The sequence below is a fragment of the Pseudomonas sp. HC1(2025) genome, from assembly GCF_058742075.1.
Window position 1 is genome coordinate 1,673,040 of the sequence record NZ_CP196017.1, and the last position, 21,640, is coordinate 1,694,679.

Annotated in this window: 16 protein-coding genes; 7 read left to right on the plus strand and 9 right to left on the minus strand. The window is 62.2% G+C overall.

What is annotated here, in order from left to right; genetic code table 11:
* The first annotated feature begins 18 nt into the window (after nucleotides 1–18).
* The gene (locus ACSSVH_RS07425; RefSeq protein WP_169954241.1) at nucleotides 19–999 is read left to right on the plus strand and encodes an OmpA family protein; all 981 of its coding nucleotides are present in this window, start codon (nucleotides 19–21) and stop codon (nucleotides 997–999) included.
* 60 nt (nucleotides 1,000–1,059) lie between these two features.
* On the opposite strand, the gene cobA is transcribed toward ACSSVH_RS07425, so the two are convergent.
* The 8 genes from cobA to ACSSVH_RS07465 all read right to left on the minus strand — a co-directional run bounded on the left by cobA (nucleotide 1,060) and on the right by ACSSVH_RS07465 (nucleotide 12,594).
* Nucleotides 1,060–1,797 carry a uroporphyrinogen-III C-methyltransferase gene (gene cobA, locus ACSSVH_RS07430; protein ID WP_170057730.1) on the minus strand — a complete coding sequence of 246 codons (738 nt, stop codon included), beginning with the start codon at nucleotides 1,795–1,797 and terminating at the stop codon, nucleotides 1,060–1,062.
* Nucleotides 1,798–1,808: 11 nt separating this feature from the next.
* Nucleotides 1,809–4,517: a nitrate reductase gene (locus tag ACSSVH_RS07435; RefSeq protein WP_170057731.1), complete on the minus strand. Its 2,709-nt coding sequence runs from the start codon at nucleotides 4,515–4,517 to the stop codon at nucleotides 1,809–1,811.
* Complete coding sequence (gene nirD, locus ACSSVH_RS07440; protein WP_169954238.1) at nucleotides 4,517–4,834, minus strand: nitrite reductase small subunit NirD; 318 nt, start codon at nucleotides 4,832–4,834, stop codon at nucleotides 4,517–4,519. Before nirD ends, ACSSVH_RS07435 begins: the two co-directional genes overlap by 1 nt.
* Nucleotides 4,831–7,284 (minus strand): nitrite reductase large subunit NirB, encoded by a 2,454-nt coding sequence (gene nirB / locus ACSSVH_RS07445; RefSeq protein ID WP_492634291.1) that lies wholly within the window; start codon nucleotides 7,282–7,284, stop codon nucleotides 4,831–4,833. The genes nirD and nirB overlap by 4 nt, the downstream gene beginning before the upstream one ends.
* 368 nt (nucleotides 7,285–7,652) lie before the next feature.
* Nucleotides 7,653–9,320 (minus strand): bifunctional protein-serine/threonine kinase/phosphatase, encoded by a 1,668-nt coding sequence (locus ACSSVH_RS07450; RefSeq protein ID WP_492634700.1) that lies wholly within the window; start codon nucleotides 9,318–9,320, stop codon nucleotides 7,653–7,655.
* Nucleotides 9,320–10,531, minus strand: a complete 1,212-nt coding sequence (locus tag ACSSVH_RS07455) for a nitrate/nitrite transporter (protein ID WP_432755206.1) — start codon at nucleotides 10,529–10,531, stop codon at nucleotides 9,320–9,322. Before ACSSVH_RS07455 ends, ACSSVH_RS07450 begins: the two co-directional genes overlap by 1 nt.
* Before the next feature lie 247 nt (nucleotides 10,532–10,778).
* Entirely contained in the window at nucleotides 10,779–11,354 is a 576-nt protein-coding gene (locus tag ACSSVH_RS07460) for an ANTAR domain-containing response regulator (protein WP_038442299.1), read from the minus strand.
* A 13-nt stretch (nucleotides 11,355–11,367) separates the two neighbouring features.
* Nucleotides 11,368–12,594, minus strand: a complete 1,227-nt coding sequence (locus tag ACSSVH_RS07465; RefSeq protein ID WP_492634292.1) for a CmpA/NrtA family ABC transporter substrate-binding protein — start codon at nucleotides 12,592–12,594, stop codon at nucleotides 11,368–11,370.
* Between the two features lie 246 nt (nucleotides 12,595–12,840).
* On the opposite strand from ACSSVH_RS07465, the gene ACSSVH_RS07470 reads away from it, so the two are divergent.
* The 4 genes from ACSSVH_RS07470 (at nucleotide 12,841) to ACSSVH_RS07485 (ending at nucleotide 15,863) form a co-directional block, all read left to right on the plus strand.
* A complete protein-coding gene (locus tag ACSSVH_RS07470) occupies nucleotides 12,841–13,701 on the plus strand; it encodes a secretin N-terminal domain-containing protein (protein WP_492634293.1) in 861 nt (286 codons plus the stop codon).
* Between the two features lie 201 nt (nucleotides 13,702–13,902).
* Entirely contained in the window at nucleotides 13,903–14,286 is a 384-nt protein-coding gene (locus tag ACSSVH_RS07475; protein WP_492634701.1) for a winged helix-turn-helix domain-containing protein, read from the plus strand.
* A complete protein-coding gene (locus ACSSVH_RS07480; RefSeq protein WP_432755209.1) occupies nucleotides 14,283–14,747 on the plus strand; it encodes a transglycosylase SLT domain-containing protein in 465 nt (154 codons plus the stop codon). Before ACSSVH_RS07475 ends, ACSSVH_RS07480 begins: the two co-directional genes overlap by 4 nt.
* Nucleotides 14,748–14,837: 90 nt before the next feature.
* Nucleotides 14,838–15,863: a quinone-dependent dihydroorotate dehydrogenase gene (locus ACSSVH_RS07485; RefSeq protein ID WP_169954231.1), complete on the plus strand. Its 1,026-nt coding sequence runs from the start codon at nucleotides 14,838–14,840 to the stop codon at nucleotides 15,861–15,863.
* A gap of 133 nt (nucleotides 15,864–15,996) precedes the next feature.
* Here the strand turns inward: ACSSVH_RS07485 and rmf are convergent, their stop codons facing one another.
* Complete coding sequence (gene rmf / locus ACSSVH_RS07490) at nucleotides 15,997–16,212, minus strand: ribosome modulation factor (RefSeq protein WP_002553055.1); 216 nt, start codon at nucleotides 16,210–16,212, stop codon at nucleotides 15,997–15,999.
* A gap of 533 nt (nucleotides 16,213–16,745) precedes the next feature.
* Here rmf and rlmKL point away from each other — a divergent pair.
* Both rlmKL and ACSSVH_RS07500 read left to right on the plus strand, forming a co-directional pair.
* Nucleotides 16,746–19,016: a bifunctional 23S rRNA (guanine(2069)-N(7))-methyltransferase RlmK/23S rRNA (guanine(2445)-N(2))-methyltransferase RlmL gene (gene rlmKL, locus ACSSVH_RS07495; RefSeq protein ID WP_492634294.1), complete on the plus strand. Its 2,271-nt coding sequence runs from the start codon at nucleotides 16,746–16,748 to the stop codon at nucleotides 19,014–19,016.
* A gap of 135 nt (nucleotides 19,017–19,151) precedes the next feature.
* Nucleotides 19,152–21,551: a sensor domain-containing diguanylate cyclase gene (locus ACSSVH_RS07500; RefSeq protein WP_169954230.1), complete on the plus strand. Its 2,400-nt coding sequence runs from the start codon at nucleotides 19,152–19,154 to the stop codon at nucleotides 21,549–21,551.
* Nucleotides 21,552–21,640 lie beyond the last annotated feature (89 nt).

Here is a 21,640-nt window from a genome sequence, read left to right on the forward strand (position 1 = left end):
CAGATGGGGATTTAACGGATGAAACTGAAAAACACCTTGGGCTTGGCCATTGGTTCTCTTATTGCCGCTACTTCTTTCGGCGTTCTGGCACAAGGCCAAGGCGCAGTTGAAGGCGAGCTGTTCTACAAGAAGCAGTACAACGATAGCGTCAAGCACATCGAAGACGGCTTCAATCCTGGCGCTCGCATCGGTTACTTCCTGACCGACGACCTGTCCTTGAACCTGTCCTACGACAAGACCAACCACACCCGTTCGACTGACGGTACTGGCAACCAGAAGATCAAAGGTGATACCGGCAGCCTCGTTGCTCAGTACCACTTCGGTCAAGCTGGCGTCGACTCCCTGCGTCCATACGTAGAAGGTGGTTTCGGTCACCAGAGCCGTGGCAACGTACGTGCTGATGGCCACACTGGTCGCGATCAGACTACTTTCGCTACCGTTGGTACCGGCGTTAAGTACTACTTCACCAACAACCTGTACGCTCGTGCCGGTGTTGAAGCTGACTACGGTCTGGACAACGGCAAGTGGGACTACTCCGCACTGGTCGGCCTGGGCGTAAACTTCGGCGGTAACGCTGGCGCAGTTGCTCCAGCTCCTACCCCAGCACCAGCTCCAGAGCCAGTTCCAGAGCCAGAAGCTCCGGTTGCTCAGGTTGTTCGTGTTGAGCTGGACGTGAAGTTCGACTTCGACAAGGCCGTTGTTAAGCCTAACAGCTACGGCGACGTGAAAAACCTGGCCGACTTCATGAAGCAGTACCCAGCTACCAACGTAGAAGTTGCTGGTCACACTGACTCCGTCGGTCCAGACGCCTACAACCAGAAGCTGTCCCAGCGTCGTGCTGACGCTGTTAAGAAAGTCCTGGCCAATGATGGCGTTGAAGCCAACCGCATCACCGCGGTAGGTTACGGCGAATCCCGCCCAGTTGCTGACAACGCAACTGAAGCTGGTCGTGCTGTTAACCGTCGTGTAGAAGCGTCGGTTGAAGCTCAAGCTCAGTAATTACTGAGTGGTAGAAAAAAGCCCGGCTTAGGCCGGGCTTTTTTTCGCCTGCCATTTGCCTCAGGCGCTGGCCTGCAAGGCGACCTCTACCACGTTGCCAGCTACCGCTCCGATCACCAGGATCGCCGGGCTCTTCAAGGCAAACGCCTTGGCATCCTCCTGCATGTGCGCCAGGGCGCTGCGGCACTCACGCTGCTGGGGCAGCGAGGCGTTCTCGATCATCGCCACCGGCATATCAGGGGCCATGCCCCCTTCGAGCAAGTGCCGGGCAATCTCTGAAAGCTTCGCCACACCCATGTACACCACCAGTGTCGTGCCACCCTCGGCCAATGCCCGCCAATTGAGGCGGCTGTCGTCCTGGGTATGGGCGGTGACAAGCGTTACGCCGCGACTGATTCCCCGCAACGTCAGCGGTATATCGCAGTTTGTGGCACCCGCCAGCCCCGCCGTGATGCCATTGACCAACTCCACGCTCACCCCTCGATCCCTCAGCCAACTCGCCTCTTCGCCGCCGCGCCCAAAAATGCACGGATCGCCGCCTTTCAGGCGCACCACACATTTGCCCTGGCGTGCATAACGCAGCATCAAGCGGTGAATGAAATCCTGGGGCGTAGAACGACATCCCCCGCGCTTGCCGACGGTTATCACCCGCGTACCGGGGCAATGCTCAAGTACTGCAGGGTTGACCAAGTCATCAATCAGTACCACATCGGCCTCGTGCAGGGCCCGTACCGCCTTGAGGGTCAACAACTCCGGATCACCTGGGCCTGCGCCCACCAGCCAGACTTTTGCGTTCATAGGTATTGCCCTCACACACTGATAGCGATTGGCTGCGAGGTGCTCGCCAATAGCCGTTTGATTTCGGGCACGCAGGAGCCACATTGCGTACCGCAGCCCAACGCTTGTTTCAGCCCATCCAGATCCAAACCACGGCCGATGCCGGCGCATATCGCGCTTTCACTGACGTTCTTGCAGTTGCAGAGGGTTCTGTTGCTGGTCATTTCACCACCAGGTGGCGCACTCAGCGGTGCCAGCAGCCAACGGCGCAATTGCTCGTCGGCCCGACCTTCCAGCCACAGGCTTTGCAGCCAGTGACGGGCGAGGGTTTCGCCGGCCAGACGGATCGCGGTAATCCGGCCTTTCTCGATTTTTACCCGTTTGCCGATAGAGCGCCGCGGGTCGTCATAGGCCATGACCGGGCCGTCATTAAGGCCCAGCAGTTGGTCGATGGCCTTGAGCAGTTGCAGGTCCGGCGCCTCGCTATGTGCCGCGCGTACCAGCAGGGCAGGCCGTTCGCGCCCGGCCAGGCTCAGGCTGACATAGGCAAAACCCTCGCACAGGGGGCGCAAGGCTTCGAAGTGTTGCTGCACATCGCCCTCGATCAGCGCGAACAAGTGCCAGGGCAATTGCACGGCTTCCAGGCGCACGCCGCTGTGCTTGAGTTCCGGTTGTTTCGACAGTGGATCGAACGCCGGCTGGGTCAGGGCGTTGACGCCGCCCTTGAGGAAGCGATCGCCCCAATGCATCGGCAGGAACGCCTGGCCGGGGCGCACGCTGTCATCACTGCTCACCGCCACGATCACATTGCCACGACGGCTCTTGAGGTTGACCAGGTCGCCTTCCTTGAAACGATGCCGACGCAATTCGTCCGGATGCAGGCTGAGCAACGCTTCGCTGACGTGCCCGAAGAGTTGCGCCGCCGTGCCGGTACGGCTCATGCCGTGCCATTGGTCACGCAGGCGGCCGGTGATCAGGGTCAGGGGAAAGCGCGCATCACGCTGCTCCTTGGCGGCGCGATAAGGGTCGGCGACAAACCGCGCCCGCCCATTGGCGGTTGGGAAGATACCGTCGGTGTACAAGCGTGCCGTGCCGGCCTGGGCCTCTGCGGGAAACGGCCATTGCTGCGGGCCGATCCGGTCGAGCAGCGCGTGGCTGAGGCCTGACAGGTCCAGGTCTTGGCCACGAGTCAGCTGTTTGTATTCATCAAACACCTGCGCCGGGTTTTCGAAGGTGAACAGGCCGGTTTTCTGCGGGCGCAAGCGGCGTTCCAGGCGCTGGGCGAAATCCACGGTGATTGCCCAGTCCGGTCGCGCTTCGCCCGGTGGGGTGATGGCCTGGCGGACGTGGGAAATGCGCCGCTCGGAATTGGTCACCGTGCCGTCCTTCTCGCCCCAACTGGCAGCCGGCAGCAACAGGTCGGCAAAGGTCGCGGTTTCGGTAGTGCGAAAGGCCTCTTGCAATACCACGAACGGGCACGCGGCCAAGGCCAGGCGCACGCTGTTCTGGTCCGGCATTGATTGCGCCGGGTTGGTACAGGCGATCCACAATGCCTTGATCTTGCCGGCCTGCACCTGCTCGAACAGTTCGATGGCGGTCAAGCCGGTGCTGGATGGCAGTTGCTCAACCCCCCAATAAGCGGCGACTTGGGCGCGGTGCTCGGCGTTGCCGGCGTCGCGATGGCCCGGTAGCAGGTTCGACAGGCTGCCGGTTTCCCGGCCACCCATGGCATTCGGTTGGCCGGTCAGGGAAAAGGGCCCGCAACCTGGGCGGCCAAGGGTGCCGGTGGCCAGGTGCAGGTTGATCAGTGCACTGTTTTTCGCGCTGCCGGCAGTGGACTGGTTCAACCCCATGCACCACAAAGACAGGAAACTCGGCGAGGTGCCGACCCACTCAGCACACTGGCGCAGTTGTTCGACGCTGATCCCGCACAATTGCGTGACCATCTGCGGCGTGTAGTCATGCACCAGCCGTTTCAGCTCGACCAAACCCTCGGTATGGGCCTGGATAAAGTCGCGGTCGATCCAGTCTTCCCACAGCAACAGATGCAAAATCCCATGGAACAACGCCACATCAGTCCCCGGCAGGATCGCCAGGTGCATATCCGCCAGGTCGCAGGTGTCGGTGCGTCGGGGATCGATGACCAGCACCTTCATGTCCGGTCGGCGCGCCTTGGCTTCTTCCAGCCGGCGAAACAGTACCGGGTGGGCGTAGGCCATGTTACTGCCGACGATCATCACGCAATCGCTGGCCTCCAGATCCTCATAGCTGCACGGTGGCGCATCGGCACCCAGGCTGCGCTTGTAGCCGACCACCGCCGAGGACATGCACAGCCTGGAATTGCTGTCGATATTGTTGGTGCCCACCAGGGCCCGTGCGAGTTTGTTGAAACTGTAGTAGTCCTCGGTCAACAGTTGCCCGGAGATATAGAACGCCACGCTGTCGGGGCCATGCTCGGTGATGGTATCGGCGAACACATTGGCCGCGTGTTCCAGGGCCGTGTCCCAGTCGGTGCGGCTGCGGGCCAGGCCCTTGCCCAGGCGCAGTTCCGGGTACAGCGCCCGCGCCGACCGGTCGCCGGTCAGGTGCAGGGTGGACCCCTTGCTGCACAGTTTGCCGAAGTTGGCCGGGTGCGCCGGATCGCCGCTGACCCCGAGGATCTGCGTGCCATCATGTTCGATCAGCACGCCGCAGCCGACCCCGCAGTAGCAGCAGGTCGATGCGGTGACCTGGCGGTTCATCAACCGGCGTCCCGCAGGGCCAGCATCACCCGGCCGTTTTCCACCCGGGCGTGGTGATGGTGGGCGCAGCCGATATCCGGGGCCTGGGCTTCGCCGGATGCCAGGTCGATCTGCCAGTTGTGCAGCGGGCAGGCCACGCGTTTGCCATAGATCAGCCCCTGGGACAGTGGGCCGCCCTTGTGCGGGCAGCGGTCGTCGAGGGCGAAAACCTCGTCGTCACTGGTACGAAAAATCGCGATTTCCCCTTTCGGGCCGCTGATGATGCGCGAGCCCAGGGCGTTGATTTCTTCGAGGGCGCAGATATCCAGCCAGTTCATAGCACTACCTCCAGCTGTTTGACGGCGATGGTGTCGAATTCCTTTTTCAGCAATGGCTGCTCCAGGCGCTCTTTCCACGGGTCCTGTTCAAACGACAGGGAAAATTGCAGGCGCTCATTGAGGGCCTGGCGCCGCGCCGGGTCTTCCAGCACGGCCTTCTTGATGTGGTCCATGCCGACCCGTTGCAGGTAGTGCACGGTGCGCTCCAGGTAGAAGGCTTCTTCGCGGTACAGCTGTAGGAAAGCGCCGTTGTACTCACGCACTTCCTCGGCGGTCTTGAGCTTGACGAAAAATTCCGCGACCTCGGTCTTGATCCCGCCATTGCCACCGATATACATCTCCCACCCCGAGTCGACGCCGATTATTCCCACGTCCTTGATCCCGGCTTCCGAGCAGTTGCGCGGGCACCCGGAGACCGCCAGCTTGACCTTGTGGGGCGACCACATATTGAACAGGTCATGCTCAAGCTCAATGCCCAGTTGCGTGGAGTTCTGCGTACCGAAACGGCAGAACTCGCTGCCGACACAGGTCTTCACGGTGCGGATGGATTTGCCGTAGGCATGCCCGGACGGCATATCGAGGTCTTTCCAGACCCCGGGCAGGTCCTGTTTCTTGATGCCCAGCAAGTCGATGCGCTGGCCGCCAGTGACCTTGACCATCGGCACGTTGTATTTGTCGGCCACATCGGCAATCCGCCGCAGCTCGGAAGGATTGGTCACACCGCCCCACATCCGTGGGACTACCGAGTAGGTGCCGTCTTTCTGAATATTGGCGTGGGCCCGTTCGTTGATCAGGCGCGATTGCGGGTCGTCCTTGGCTTCGCCTGGCCAGGTGGAGATCAGGTAGTAGTTCAAGGCCGGGCGGCAGGTGGCGCAGCCGTTGGGCGTGCGCCAGTTGAGGTAGCCCATGGTGTCGGCGATGGTCAGCAGGTGCTGGTCGCGGATGGCCTGGCGGATTTGCCCGTGGTTGAGGTCGCTGCAACCGCAGATGGCTTTTTCGCTTTTGGGCTTAACGTCGGCGGCGCCGCCCACGGTATTGATCAGGATCTGCTCCACCAGCCCGGCGCAGGAGCCGCAGGAACTGGCGGCCTTGGTGTGTTTTTTTACCTCATCGACGCTGAACAGGCCCTGTTCCTGGATCGCCTTGACGATGGTGCCCTTGCACACCCCGTTACAGCCGCAGACTTCGGCGCTGTCGGCCATGCTCATGGCTTTGTCCTGGCCTTGGTGGCCTACATCGCCCAAGGCGTTTTCGCCGAACATCAGGTGATCGCGGATCTCGCCAATGCCATGGTTCTCACGGATCTGCCGGAAATACCAACCGCCGTCGGCGGTATCGCCGTACAGGCAGGCGCCGACCAGTATGTCGTCCTTGATCACCAGCTTCTTATAGACGCCGCCAATGGGGTCGGAAAGAGTGATGGTCTCGGTGCCTTCGCCGCCCATGAAGTCGCCAGCAGAAAACAGGTCGATGCCGGTGACTTTGAGCTTGGTCGAGGTCACCGAGCCTTTGTAGGTGGCGAAGCCCAACTGCGCCAGATGGTTGGCACACACTTTGGCCTGTTCGAACAGCGGTGCCACCAGGCCGTAGGCAATCCCACGATGGCTGGCGCACTCGCCGATGGCATAGATGCGCGGGTCGTAGGTTTGCAGCGTGTCGTTGACCAGGATCCCACGGTTGCACGGGATGCCAGACCGTTCCGCCAGTTCGGTGTTGGGGCGGATACCGGCGGCCATCACCACCAGGTCGGCCGGAATCACTTCGCCATTTTTGAACTGCACCGAGCCCACGCGGCCATTGCCGGCGTCATGCAGGGCCTGGGTCTGTTCGCACAGGCGAAACACCAGGCCCCGGCTTTCCAGTTCGGTTTGCAGCAACTGGCCGCTGGTCTTGTCCAGCTGGCGTTCCAGCAGCCATTCGCCGATATGCACCACGGTCACGTGCATGCCGCGCAGCATCAGGCCATTGGCGGCTTCCAGGCCCAGCAGGCCGCCGCCGATGACCACCGCGTGCTTGTGGGTTTTGGCGGTGTCGATCATGGCCTGGGTATCGGCGATGTCGCGGTAGCCAATCACGCCCTCCAAGGTGTTGCCGGGGATCGGCAGGATAAACGGGGTCGAACCGGTGGCGATCAGCAGGCGATCGTACTCGGCCTCGGTGCCGTCTTCGGCGATGACTTTGCGCTTGACCCGGTCGATCTGCACCACCTTGCGGTTGAGCAGCAGCTTGATGTTGTTTTGCAGGTACCAGTCCAGGTCGTTGAGCACGATCTCTTCGAACGTCTGCTCGCCGGCCAGCACCGGCGAGAGCAGGATGCGGTTGTAGTTGGTGTGGGGCTCGGCACCAAACACCGTGATGTCGTACAGCTCGGTGCTCAGTTTCAGCAGTTCTTCAAGGGTGCGAACCCCGGCCATGCCGTTGCCGATCATCACCAGTTTGAGTTTCTTCATGTCGTTCTCCGCAGTGGCTCGACAAATCACGCGCAAACAAAAAAGGCGCCCCGCTAGTTGCCTAGCGAGGACGCCTTTGTCCTGGTCCCGTTCTCTCGGGAGAGCCCCACCTTCGTCGTTGAAGGGTGGGCTGTATGTGGGGGTGTTGCAGGAGCTAATGCAGCGGTTGTGCCAAGTCGTGAAAAGCCGGATTTACTGAGGTTCTGGCGGCTGCCACAAGGCTGTTTCGCACCATTTAAAGGCGCGATGCCCACAACTGGCGCGTCGACCTCCTGTAGGAGCCGGCTTGCCGGCGAAGGACGTTAACGATAACGCGAGGTACCTGGATGAATACGGTGATTGTGGGTTTTGCGCCGGCAAGCTGGCTCCTACAGGGATAACAGATACAGCAACAGCAGATTGATCAGCAGCGACACCAACGCCAGGGTTTGCCAGACCTTCAGCGGTTCGCGTTCCAGCAGCGGCCGCGGGCGCAGGCTCAGTTCGCGGCGGTCGGCCTGTTCCAATACCAGCAGCCATTCCTCGGCGGTTTCGTAACGCTGATCTGCTTGCGCGGCAACCGAGCGTTCCAGGCTTTGCTGCAACCAATCGGGCAGGTCCGGCCGGTAGCGGCTGGCGTTGACCGGCGTGTTGAACCGGGGCCGCTGGAAAGCTTCGATCTCACCGTAGGGATAATGCCCGGTGAGCAGGTAATACAGGCTCACACCGGCGCTGTACAAATCCTGCTGCGGGGTCGGACGTTCGCCGCTGAAGGCTTCGGGCGCGATAAAGCTGGGCGTGCCCGGCAACAGGTGAGCGCGGTCTTCGGACAACCCAGGGCAATAGGCCAGGCCAAAATCCAGCACCCGCAGTTCGCCGTCATCGCCCAGCAGCAGGTTTTCCGGCTTGATGTCGCGGTGCAGGATTTGCCGGCGATGCAGCATGCCCACTGCCCGCAGCAAGCGTTCGGCAATGGATTGCCACTGCGCCAGTGGCAACGGGCCTTGCCGCTGGAACAGCTGCGCCAGGGTTTGCCCGCTGTATTCACGCATCACGTAGTACAAATGCTGACGCCCGCCGCCCGGATGGACTTCAGGAAATGCCCGCCCGGCCACCCTGCGCAGAAACCATTCCTCCGCGAGCAGGGCCTGGGCGGCATCGTGGTCATCATCGTGGTCAGGGGGCAGGGTCTTGAGCAGCCAGGGTTGCTGCTGGGCATCGCGCACCCGGTACAGCAACGACTGGCGACTGTGTGCCCGCAGGCATTCCACCTGCCAGCCTTCGAAGGATTGCCCGGCCTTCAACAGTGGCGGCAATGGCCACTGTTGCAACTGCACCAGCGCATCACCCAGGGTCGCGGCGCCGAGCCGGTCGATGCGCACCAGCAGGGCACTGGCGTTGTCCTGGCTACCTGCCAGGTGCGCGGCGTTGACCAGCGTATTGACGGCCACGTCCAGGTCGGCCTGTTCGCGCAGGATCGCGCGGATGCTGTGGTCGGCGAGGGTCGCCCACACACCATCGCTGAGCAGCAGGAAACATTCGCCCTGGCGCAGTTCACCGTCGAGAAAATCCACCACCAGATGCTGGTCCAGGCCCAGGGCGCGCTTGAGCACATGCTGCATGCCGGGTTGCTCCCAGACATGCTCTTGAGTGATGCGCTGCAACTCACCGTCAAACCAGCGATACACCCGGCAATCACCAACATGGGCCAGGGTAAAGCGCTGGCCGCGAAACACCAGGGCGCTGAGGGTGGTCAGCAACGGCTGGCCGCCGCCATTGGCCTGCAGCCAGCGATTCTGTGCCAGCAACAGCCGCTCCAGGGCCTGGGCCACGCCCCAGGTCTGTGGCGTGGCGTAGTAATCCAGGGCCAGGGCCTGCAAGGTCGAGCGCGCGGCCAGGCCGCCGTCGGCGCATTGGCTGACGCCATCGGCGATAGCACACAGATAGCCTTTGCTGGCGGCCAGTTCCGGAGCCGGCGTGACCAGGCGCAGGGCGTCCTGGTTTTCCGCGCGTGGCCCGATGGCGCTGGCCTGGGCCACGCTCAATTGCAGGCTCATCAGACCCGCGCGGCGGTGACGGCCGCCGAACCCCAGGTGGTCCTCCAGCGGCGCTTCACGCCATACAGGCCGAACCACGCCAGCACGCCCAGGCTGGCGAATAGCCACAGTGCCAACTGGTAGCTGCCGGTGCTTTGCTTGATCGCGCCCATGCCCGCTGCCAGGGCGAAACCGCCGATACCGCCGGCCATGCCGATCAGCCCGGTCATCACGCCAATCTCGCGGCGAAAGCGCTGGGGCACCAGTTGGAATACCGCACCGTTACCCGCACCCAGGCCGAGCATGGTGCACACGAAAAGTGCCAGTGCCGCGTAGGAACTCGGTAGGTTGAAGCCCACTGCGGCGATGCACACGGCCGCCACGCCGTACATGCCCAGCAGGGTGCGGATCCCGCCGAAACGGTCAGCCAGGGCGCCGCCCAGGGGCCGCATCAGGCTGCCGCCGAACACGCAGGCGGCGGTGTAGTAACCGGCGGTGACCGGGCTCAGGCCGTATTGGTCGTTGAAGTAGCCGGGCAGGGCGCTGGCCAGGCCGATGAAACCACCGAAGGTCACGCTGTAGAAGAACATGAACCACCAACTGTCGCGGTCGCCCAGGGCCTTGAAATAGTCGGCCATGGATTTGGCTTTGGGTCGCTCAGGCGCATTGCGTGCCAGCCAGGCGAACACGATCAAAGTCAGGATCAGCGGGATCAGGGCAAAGCCGAACACGTTGCTCCAGCCAAATGCGGCGGCGATCAGCGGTGCCAGTAGCGCGGCGAACACCGTGCCGGAGTTGCCGGCCCCGGCGATGCCCATGGCCTTGCCCTGGTGTTCGGCGGGGTACCACTGGGAGGCCAGCGGCAGGGCGACGGCAAACGAGGCCCCGGCCATGCCGAGGAACAGCCCTAGCAGCAACGCCTGTTCATAACTGTGGATCCCCAGTTTCCAGGCACAGAACAGCGCCACAATCACGATCACCTGGCCGATCAGGCCGGCAGTCTTGGGCGACAGCTTGTCCGCGAGCATGCCCATCAAGAAGCGCAGGATCGCCCCTGCCAGGATCGGCGTGGCGACCATCAGCCCGCGTTGCTGGGTGGTCAGTTGCAGGTCGGCGGCGATCTGCACCGCCAGCGGGCCCAATAGGTACCAGACCATGAAACTCAGGTCGAAATACAGGAACGCGGCAAACAAGGTCGGGGTGTGCCCGGATTTCCAGAAGCTTGATTTCATCACGCACCTCAGATTGGGGATCTTGTAGAAGGCCTGGTGATGGAACGGCCAGCGAAGGCCGCCCCATCCAAACGAAAAAACGCCGCCACCGGGTTCGCCTGGGCAAACCGGATGTGCGACGTCTTTGTCGTGGAGGGGCAACCGCCGTTGGCTACCTGTGGTGTTTAGTTAGCAAGTCTTGCGCCAACCGTGACATTGCCCTCGCGGGCAGGCCCGTTCCCACCTTGGGCGATTGCGGTTGTGTGGCTCAGCCTAGCAATTCACTCATGGCAATAATCTGCTCCGCCACCTGGATCAACTTCTGCTGGCGGCTCATGGCCTGGCGGCGCATCAGGGTGTAGGCCTGTTCCTCATTGCAGTCCTTCATTTTCATCAGCAAGCCCTTGGCCAGCTCGATGCGCTTGCGTTCCGCCAGTTGCTGGTCGCGGGCCAGTAGTTGTGCGCGCAAGGCCTGGTCGCTCTCGAAGCGCGCCATGGCGACATCAAGGATCGGTTGCAGGCGCTGGGCCTGGATGCCTTCGACGATGTAGGCGCTGACCCCGGACTTGATCGCCTGGCGCATTACCCCGGGATCATGTTCGTCGGTAAACATCACGATGGGCCGCGGCTGGTCGCGGCTGACCAGCACCACTTGCTCCATCACATCGCGCCCGGGTGATTCGGTATCGATCAGAATCACGTCCGGGCGCACCGTTTCGACGCGCGCCGGCAGGTCGATGGTCAGGCCGGACTCGTCGATTACCTCAAAACCGGCCTCGGTCAGCGCGCTCTTGAGGCGCCCGACTTTGCGTGGGGTGTCATTGATCAGCAGGATTCGCAACATGGGTGGCCTCCGGTCAGCGCAATGCCTGGCGGACGACATCGTCGGCCAGGGCATGCAGGCGGAAACTGCGGGCATAACCGGCCGGGTCCGAGCCGTCCCAGACCTTGCCGTCGATCAATTGGCTGCTGCGCATCTGCGTGTCCATGGCCGCCACGCCCACGGCGCTTGCGGCCTGGCGATAGAGATCCAGTTGTTGCACCTGGCGGGCCACGGCGAGGTAATCGGGGTCTTCCCGCAAAAGGCCCCAGCGGCGGAACTGGGTCATGAACCACATGCCATCGGACAGGTACGGCAGGTTGACCTCGCCCTCGCCATGGAAGCGCAGCGCGTGCGCGTCCTGCCAGTGGTTGCCCAGGCCGTCGGCATAGGCGCCCAGCAGCCGTGGCTCGATGCAGTCGAGCGGGGCGTCCAGGTATTCCCGGGCGCTCAGCAGTTGCGCGGTGGAACGTCGGTTTTCGATGCTGTCGTCGATAAAGCGGCTGGCTTCCAGGACCGCCATCACCAGCACCCGGGCGGTGTTGGGGTACTGCTCGACAAACGCCTGGGTGCAGCCCAGGACTTTCTCCGGGTGGTCCGGCCAGATCGCCTGGCTGGTGGCGAGGGTAAAACCCTGGTGCTGTTGCGCCGCGCTGGCGCACCAGGGTTCGCCGACACACAGGCCGTCGATCCGCCCGGCTTGCAGGTGCGCGACCATCTGCGGCGGCGGCACTACCACACTGTCCACATCCCGCAATGGATGAATGCCCTGGCTAGCCAGCCAGTAATACAACCACATGGCGTGGGTGCCGGTAGGAAACGTCTGGGCGAAGGTCAGTTTTGTCCGGCTTTGGTGCACCTTGCGCGCCAGTGCCTCAGGACTGGTCACGCCCTGTTGTTGCAGGCCCTGGGACAGGTTGATGCCCTGGCCATTCTGGTTCAGGCCCATCAGCACCGCCATGTCGGTCGGCGCAACGCCGCCGATGCCCAGATGCACCGCATAGATCAGGCCGTACAGGCTGTGGGCGGCGTCGAGTTCGCCGCTGACCAGCTTGTCCCGCAGGCCGGCCCAGGATGACTGGCGCTTGAGGTTTAGCGTCAGGCCGTAGGGCTGGGCAAACCCCTGGGTCGCCGCGACCACCAGCGAGGCACAATCGCTCAAGGCCATGAAGCCCAGGTCGAGGCTGCTCTTTTCCGGGGCATCGCTGCCGTTGACCCAGGCCAGAGGGTTGTTGGCCTGGCTGTTGCCGAGCTGATCACTCATTTAAACCTACCTTCTGTATGAAAAAAGGCGTCGTCATGCCAGGCGGCATGCAAGCCGCGGCAGGTAACGACGCCTTTGTCTGTGAGCCCGTTCCGGCGTTGGCGCGGGCTGCGCTGGGTAGGGCAAAGCAAGGCACATGCCACGGCGCCCGGGCGAGTGGTGGTTGATCAGGTTTTCATCAAGATTGCACCCGGGTGGGCTTTCACTATGGCGCTCTTTCACGCAACACCGTCCAGGAAACCCGGCGTGCTCCTTGATCGATCTACTGCAACGACCTGTCGTGGCTTTTTACAGCGCTGGCTGCTGGGCGGTCTGTTGATGCTCAATGCCTTGCCGGCCATGGGCGAGTCCTATCTGATGTGGGACGAAAGCCTACAAGGCTTCTTCAGACGGCTTGCGGTGCCCCTGGGCCAGCCCATCGTGGTCAGCAAACTGGCGGCGGGCAAGCGCATTACCGGGCATTTTGATTTTGCCCATGCACAAGCGGTCCTGGAGAGCGTGGCGTTACAGCACGATCTGATCTGGTACAGCGACGGCCAGGTGCTGCATCTCTACGACGCCAGCGAGGCCAAGAGTTCCGGGGTGACCCTGCGCTACATGACCGTCGACCGATTGCGCCAGGTCATGCGCCGCGCGGGGCTCGAAGAGGCGCGTTACCCCCTGCGCAAGGCCGGCGCCCGATTGTTTTATGTGTCGGGGCCCGCCAACTACGTCGACCACGTCCTGCGCCTGGCCCAGTTGATGGATCGCCCGCGCCCGGCGCGACGCGAGGCCCCGCCTGAAGTGGGCGTAGTCCAGGTGCAGAATGCCGACGTCTCGGACCGTCGGTATGACATGGGCTCGCAGACCATCACCGTGCCGGGTGTCGCCACGCTGCTCGAGAAACAGCTCGCCACGCTGGGGCGCAAGGCCGGCACCGGCGCGGTGGTAATCGCCTACCCAGAGACCAACAGCCTGCTGGTCAAAGGCAGTGAGCAGCAGTTGAGGCTGATCAAAAAACTGGTGGCTGAGCTGGACACACCCGCGCATTCCGTCACTTCGACGCCCTTGAGTGCCGAGCAATACGAGCGTGTGCGGCGTGCATTTGCGCGGATCGCCGAGCCGTAGCGGGGTTTGTACAGACTTCGAAAGTTCCTACGCAACACTCCCGGAAAACTTCGAAGCAGCGGGCTTTTTCCTAACGTGAAACTGGCTGCGGGTTTCTATAGTCGCCCTATCTCCCAGACGGTGCGCTATGGAAAATCAGGGCGCCGTGAATGTCCGCAGACAGGTACAGAGGTTTGAATGGTTGTTGCAGTTGAGGGCTTGATGGCGGCGTCCCTCGCCTTTGGTCATTGGAGGTTGCAGGCGGATGGCAGGTTGACCACTGAAGGTCGCGACATTCAGCTACCACCCAAGGAATGTCACGTGTTGCGCCTGTTGCTGGCCACGCCCGGCGTGCTGGTCAGCAAGGACCACCTGCTGGAGCAGGTCTGGCCCCATACCGATATCGCCGAAGAGTCCCTGACCCGGTGCATCTACGCGCTGCGCAAGCAGTTGGAGGGCGACCGGGCGCTGATCGCGACCGTGTATGGCCGTGGTTATCGCTTCAATGGCCGGGTGCGGGTGATCGAGCCACCTGGCCCGGCGCAGGCGGCGGGCAAAGCGCCAGGTGCGTGCCCTGCCTGTGGATGGTATGGCGAGCGGGCATGAAACGCGCCTGCCGGCTGGGACTGTTGTTGCTTTGCCTGGGCGGGGCAGGCGAAGCCCGGGCGTACTGCTGGGCCGAGGCCGCTCGTCAATACGATATCGAGCCGGAACTGTTGCAGGCGATTGCCGCTGTGGAGTCCGGCTACCGTGCCGAGGCCATGAACTACAGCAATAACAACGGCACCTATGATATTGGCCTGATGCAAATCAACAGCATCCATCTGCCTCGCCTGCTCAAGCAGGGCATTACCGAGCAGCGCCTGTTGGATGAGCCCTGTCTGTCGGTCGAGGTGGGGGCCTCGATCCTGGCCGGCTTCATCAAGCAGTTTGGCTACAACTGGACTGCCGTGGGCGCCTATAACGTCGGGCCTGGGGCGGGGACCGAGCGTGACGCGTTGCGCCTGCGCTACGCGCAGAAGATCTGGAGCCGCTATGAAGAGTTGATGGCCCATCGCAATGGATGATCGACCGGCGGTGTGCCATGCCTCGCACGGACCCGCCACCCCGGCTATAATCGCCGCCACCTTTTGCCGCCATCCGAGTCAAGCCCGCCCATGTATACCCTGGCCCGCCAGCTGTTGTTCAAACTCTCCCCGGAAACTTCCCACGATCTGTCCCTGGACCTGATCGGCGCGGGTGGCCGCCTGGGGCTCAATGGCCTGGTGTGCAAGGCGCCGGCGAAGATGCCGGTGTCGGTGATGGGGCTCGATTTTCCCAACCCGGTGGGCCTGGCGGCTGGCCTGGACAAGAATGGCGCGGCCATCGATGGCTTCGCGCAGCTGGGGTTCGGTTTTGTCGAGATCGGCACCGTCACGCCGCGCCCGCAGCCGGGCAATCCCAAGCCGCGCATTTTCCGCCTGCCGGAAGCCGAGGCGATCATCAACCGCATGGGCTTCAACAACCTGGGGGTTGACCACCTGTTGTCCCGGGTACAGGCCGCCAAGTACAAGGGCATCCTCGGGATCAATATCGGCAAGAACTTCGATACCCCGGTGGAGCGTGCGGTGGATGACTACCTGACTTGCCTGGACAAGGTCTACGCCCACGCCAGCTATGTGACAGTCAACGTCAGTTCGCCCAACACCCCGGGCCTGCGCAGCCTGCAATTTGGCGATTCCCTCAAACAGTTGCTCGAAGCCCTCCGCCAGCGCCAGGAAGACCTGGCGGTACGCCACGGCAAGCGCGTGCCGTTGGCAATCAAGATCGCCCCGGACATGAGCGACGAAGAAACCGTGCTGGTGGCCCAGGCTCTGGTGGATTCGGGGATGGACGCGGTGATTGCGACCAACACCACCCTCAGCCGTGTCGGCGTTGAAGGCTTGGCCTACGGTGACGAAGCCGGTGGCCTTTCCGGTGCGCCAGTGCGTGACCAGAGCACCCATATCGTCAAGGTGCTGGCGGCCGAACTGGCCGGTCGTTTGCCGATCATCGCCGTGGGCGGGATCACCGAAGGCAAGCACGCTGCCGAGAAAATCGCCGCAGGGGCCAGCCTGGTGCAGTTGTATTCCGGGTTTATCTACAAGGGGCCAGCGCTGATTCGCCAATCGGTCGACGCTATCGCGGCGCTCCCCAAATCCTGAGCCCCTGTAGGAGCCGGCCCATAAAAAAGGGCTCCTCGAAGGAGCCCCTGGGCCGAAGCCCGCCGCCCGGATGGGGCGTGCGTGGTTAAGTCGTTACATTCTTCAAGGTGGTTGTCGGAATTAAGTGCCCTGATTAGCCGACGGCGTGAAGTTCGTTGAGTCTGTGGATCCCCGCAGTGCCGGTCATACCGTCCCAATTGTCGCCGCGTCCTTCGCGCCAGCCGTTAATCCAGGCTTGGCGTACCGACGGTAGAGTAAAGGGGCAAAGCTCACGGGATTTGCCATGAACGCCATACTGATATCCGCGTAAAAATGCTCTTTCCAACGGATCACGCTTAAGTCTTCTCATAGGGTGTTTCCCTCACTTGTTGACTGTCTTGATATCCTTCGACCTCATCCGAGGCCGGGCAGAGTTTTTCTGCCGTTGGTGTGGCTCGCTGCCGGCGTGGCGAGCCTCTGTGTCAGCGTCGTTGCGGCGCTAACCTGTGTTGAGTTCTAACCAATAGGTCACATGGATTCAATGATCGTTTTGTCATAAGCACGTAACGATAACGATGCTATAGCCATAAGCTGGGATGGCTTTTCGCCCCATTTACAGGGCAAAGCCAGCTATGATGTGCCCTGTATAGAGGATGGGTTTAATCCTTTAGTGAGAATACCCGCCGCTTGCAGTCGGTTATTATTCGACGAAGGGTCAGAATATTTCCTTTTGTTGCACAAAATATCTCTCTGCCCCGGCAATCAAGGCCAATAGGCCAGGAGACCGGGGTGGAACGGCACACATTCGTGCCACGCGAGCGCTCTTCAAGAAAAGCGCTTGATTGAAAACCGAACGCGCGATGCGTCGCCCGTTCACTTATTGCTGAAAAGCCTGGAATGCCCATGTCGGACCGTTACGAACTCTTCCTCACTTGCCCCAAGGGCCTCGAAGGCCTGCTGATCGAGGAAGCCGTCGGGCTTGGCCTTGAAGAAGCACGCGAGCACACCTCGGCCGTGCGCGGCATGGCCGACATGGAAACCGCCTACCGCTTGTGCCTCTGGTCGCGCTTGGCCAACCGTGTGTTGCTGGTGCTCAAGCGCTTCCCGATGAAGGATGCCGAAGACCTGTACCACGGCGTGCTGGATATCGAATGGCAAGACCATATGGTCCCTGATGGCACCCTCGCGGTGGAATTCAGCGGCCATGGCTCGGGTATCGACAACACTCACTTCGGCGCGCTGAAGGTCAAGGATGCGATTGTCGACAAGCTGCGTACCCCGACCGGCGAACGTCCGTCCATCGACAAGATCAACCCCGATCTGCGCATTCACCTGCGCCTGGACCGTGGCGAAGCGATCCTCTCCCTTGACCTGTCCGGCCATAGCCTGCACCAGCGCGGTTACCGCTTGCAGCAGGGTGCGGCACCGTTGAAGGAAAACCTCGCGGCGGCAATTCTGATTCGTGCGGGCTGGCCGCGCATTGCCGCTGAAAATGGCGCGTTGACTGACCCGATGTGCGGCGTCGGCACTTTCCTGGTCGAAGGCGCGATGATCGCCGCCGACATGGCCCCCAACCTCAATCGCGAGCAGTGGGGCTTCACCGCCTGGCTCGGCCACGTGCCGGCCTTGTGGAAAAAACTGCACACCGAGGCCAGCGAGCGTGCGGCTATCGGCATGAACAAGCCACCACTGTGGATCCGTGGCTACGAAGCCGATCCGCGTCTGATCCAGCCTGCGCGCAACAACATTGAGCGCGCCGGCCTGAGCCACTGGATCAAGATCTACCAGGGTGAAGTCGGCACCTTCGAACCGCGCCCGGACCAGAACCAGAAAGGCCTGGTCATCTGCAACCCGCCGTACGGCGAGCGCCTGGGTGATGAAGCCAGCCTGTTGTACCTCTACCAGAACCTTGGCGAGCGTCTGCGCCAGGCGTGCATGGGCTGGGAAGCGGCGGTGTTCACCGGCGCGCCAGACCTGGGCAAGCGCATGGGTATCCGCAGCCACAAGCAGTACTCGTTCTGGAACGGCGCCTTGCCGTGCAAGCTGCTGCTGATCAAGGTCAACCCGGACCAGTTCGTCACCGGCGAGCGCCGCACCCCGGAACAGCGCCAGGCCGAACGTGAGCAAGCCGCTTACGACCAGGCCCCGACCGAGCCGCAAGAGCGCCAGTACAACAAGAACGGTAACCCGATCAAACCCGCGCCGGCACCGGCTCCGGTGGTCGAGCAGGCGCGCTTGAGCGAAGGCGGGCAGATGTTTGCCAACCGCCTGCAAAAGAACCTCAAGTTGCTAGGCAAGTGGGCCAAGCGCGAGGGTGTGGATTGCTACCGTGTGTACGACGCCGATATGCCGGAATACTCCATGGCTATCGATCTGTACCACGACTGGGTGCACGTCCAGGAATACGTGGCACCCAAATCCATCGACCCGGAAAAAGCCTCGGCGCGCATGTTCGATGCCCTGGCCGCAATTCCCCAGGCGCTGAACATCGACAAGAGCCGTGTGGTGGTCAAGCGCCGCGAGCGCCAGAGCGGCACCAAGCAGTACGAGCGCCAGAGTGCCCAGGGCAAGTTCACGGAAGTCAGCGAAGGCGGGGTAAAGTTGCTGGTCAACCTGACCGATTACCTGGACACCGGTCTGTTCCTCGACCACCGCCCGATGCGCATGCGCATCCAGAAAGAAGCCGCCGGCAAGCGCTTCCTCAACCTGTATTGCTACACCGCCACTGCCAGTGTGCACGCGGCCAAAGGCGGTGCGCGCAGCACCACCAGCGTCGATTTGTCGAAAACCTACCTGGACTGGGCACGTCGCAACCTGTCCCTCAATGGCTTCTCCGACAAGAACCGCCTGGAGCAGGGTGATGTGATGGCGTGGCTGGAAGCCAGTCGTGATGAGTTCGACCTGATCTTCATCGATCCGCCAACCTTCTCCAACTCCAAGCGCATGGAAGGCGTGTTTGACGTCCAGCGTGACCACGTGCAGTTGTTGGACCTGGCCATGGCCCGCTTGGCGCCGGGCGGGGTGCTGTATTTCTCCAACAACTTCCGCAAGTTCCAGTTGGAAGACAACCTGGGCGAGCGCTATGCCGTCGAGGAAATCAGCGACAAAACCATCGATCCGGATTTCGCCCGTAACCCGAAAATCCACCGCGCCTGGAAAATCACCGCACGCTGATCGACCTTGAAGCCGCGAGCCTGGATTTTTCCGGGCTCGCGGCTTTTTTGCGCTGGTCAAAAGTGGGCTCGATGGCTATAACTATTCTCTTAGCCAAAGTGGCGCCCCTGCACGCTGGTGTTGCGAGTTTTGCCTATGCCGTTGCAAGCCGTCCGCCCGAAAATACTGGGATTTATCAGCGAACAGGCGTCGGCTTGGCTGGTGGCTTTGGTGGTCTTGCTGGTGGGTGTGGCGCTTACCGGCGTACTGGCGCTGGCCACGGCCGACCTGCATCACCAGGAGGTCCGCCAGCGTTTTCAGTTGTTGGTCAACGAACGCTATAGCCGCCTGGAAGAGCGTTTTGAAGACCAGGAACAGCGCCTGGGCAGCCTGCGGCGTTTTTTCGTCAACTCCCATGATGTTTCCCGCGAAGAGTTCGATGGGTTCGCCCAGCCGCTACTGTTGCGCGCGCGTGCCTACGCCTGGGCGCCACGGATATTTCGCGATCAGCGCCAGGCTTTTGAACAGCAAGTGTCACTCCAGCGTGGCATGTCGTTCTCCATTCGCGAGCTGAACGAAGCCGGGACTTTGGTGACGGCGGGCGAGCGCGACGAATATGTGCCGGTGTTGTACAGCCAGACCCAAAGCCTGCTCGGCTCACCCTTGGGGTTTGACTTACTGGCGCAGCCACTGCGCCGATCGACGGTCGAGCGGGCGTACCGTTCCGGCACCATCGCCGTGTCCCAACCGATGTCGCTGGTGGGCGTCGAGCCGGCGTATGCCATGGGGGTGTTGCTGGTGGCGCCCGTCACTCGAGCGCCCACCGCGCAAATGCCCTACAACGAACCCTACGGTTTCGTCATGGCGGTGATCAGCATGCGCCAATTGGTCGCCGACGGTCTGCCCAAACCTGCGCGGGACAACCTGGTGATGCAGATTGTGGATACTTCCGATACCCAGCAGCGGGTGTTGTATGCGTCGGACAATGCCCTGGGCGATAGTGGCCTGGAAGCGATCCGCCGGCTGACCCTTGGGGATCATGTCTACGCCCTGAGCCTGCGCCCCAGCCAGGTATTCGCCCAGGCCAATCATTCCTCCGTCGCCAGTATCCTGACCATGGGCTGTTTGCTCAGCCTGTTACTCAGTGCCTTGCTCTATGTGCTGGTCAGCCAGCGTCAACGGGCGGTGCGGCTGGTGCAGCAACGCACCGGGCAATTGCACCAGCGCGAGTACGAGTTGCGCGGTGCCCACGGCCAGTTGCGCAGTGTGCTCAACGCCGCGACCCAGGTGGCGATCATTGCCACCGATTTGCGGGGCGTGATCAGCACCTTCAATGCCGGCGCCGAGCAAATGCTGGGTTATCCGGCTGACCAGGTGCTGGGCCACATGACCCTCGAAAGCCTGCACCTGGCGGTGGAGCTGGAAACCCGTGCCATGCAACTGAGCCATGCTCTCGGCAAGCGGATCATGCCCGGCCAGGCGATGCTGGTGGAGGGCGCCGACAGCCTGCATGAGGCCCGGGAGTGGACGCTGGTGCGCCAGGACGGCAGCCAGTTGACCGTGAATATGCTGGCCACAGCCTTGCTTGATGAACATGGTTTGTGGGTCGGGCACCTGGCGATCTGCCTGGATGTCACCGAACAGAAACGCGCCTATGAGGCCCTGGCGGCGAGGGATCGGTTGCTGAAAAAACTCAGCGCCCATGTGCCGGGCGGGATCTTCCAGTTCACCCTGGAGCCTAACGACAATTGGCGGTTTATCTACGCCAGCGACGGTATTCGCGATATCTACGAAATCGATCCGGGGTTGCTGCAACAGGATGCCAAGCAAGTCTTCGAGCGAATTCATCCTCAGGACGCCGAGCGCATCCGCGCCTCCATCCGCCTGTCAGCGCTGCAATTGAGCCACTGGCGTGAAGAGTACCGGGTGCAACTGCCAGGTCGGGGCCTGCGTTGGATTCGCGGCGAGGCGACGCCGGAAGAGTTACCTGGCGGCGGTACGCTATGGCATGGCTATGTGTCGGATATCTCCGATCTCAAGCGGGTAGAGGAAGAGTTGCGGGCGTTGTCCATCACCGACTCGTTGACGGGTATCCATAATCGTCGCTATTTCCAGGACCGGCTGAAGGCCGAGATGAGCCGGGTGCGGCGCACGTCGGGAGCACTGGCAGTGATCATGCTGGATATCGATCACTTCAAACGTATCAATGACCAGCATGGGCACGCGGCGGGGGATGGCGTGCTGCAGGAGCTGTGCCGGCGTATCCGCCTGCGTGTGCGCCGCAGCGATGTGTTCTGTCGCCTGGGCGGTGAGGAGTTCATGGTGTTGTGTCCGAACACCGATGGCGTTCAGGCCTACAGCCTGGCCGTTGAGTTGTGGGAAGTGCTGCGCAGTACACCAATGGACGGCGTCGGCACGGTAACGGCCAGTTTCGGCGTGGCCAGTTGGCGGGTCGATGAGGGGGTGGATAGCTTGTTGCTGCGTGCGGATTCGGCGGTGTATGCGGCCAAGCAGGCGGGCCGGGATCGGGTCGAGGCGCAGCGCTTGCCTGCCTGAGTACCGTATACCGAATGTGGGAGCAGGCTTGTGTGGGAGCGGGCTTGCCCGCGATGGCGGTGTATCAGGTGCCAAATGTGCTGACTGAC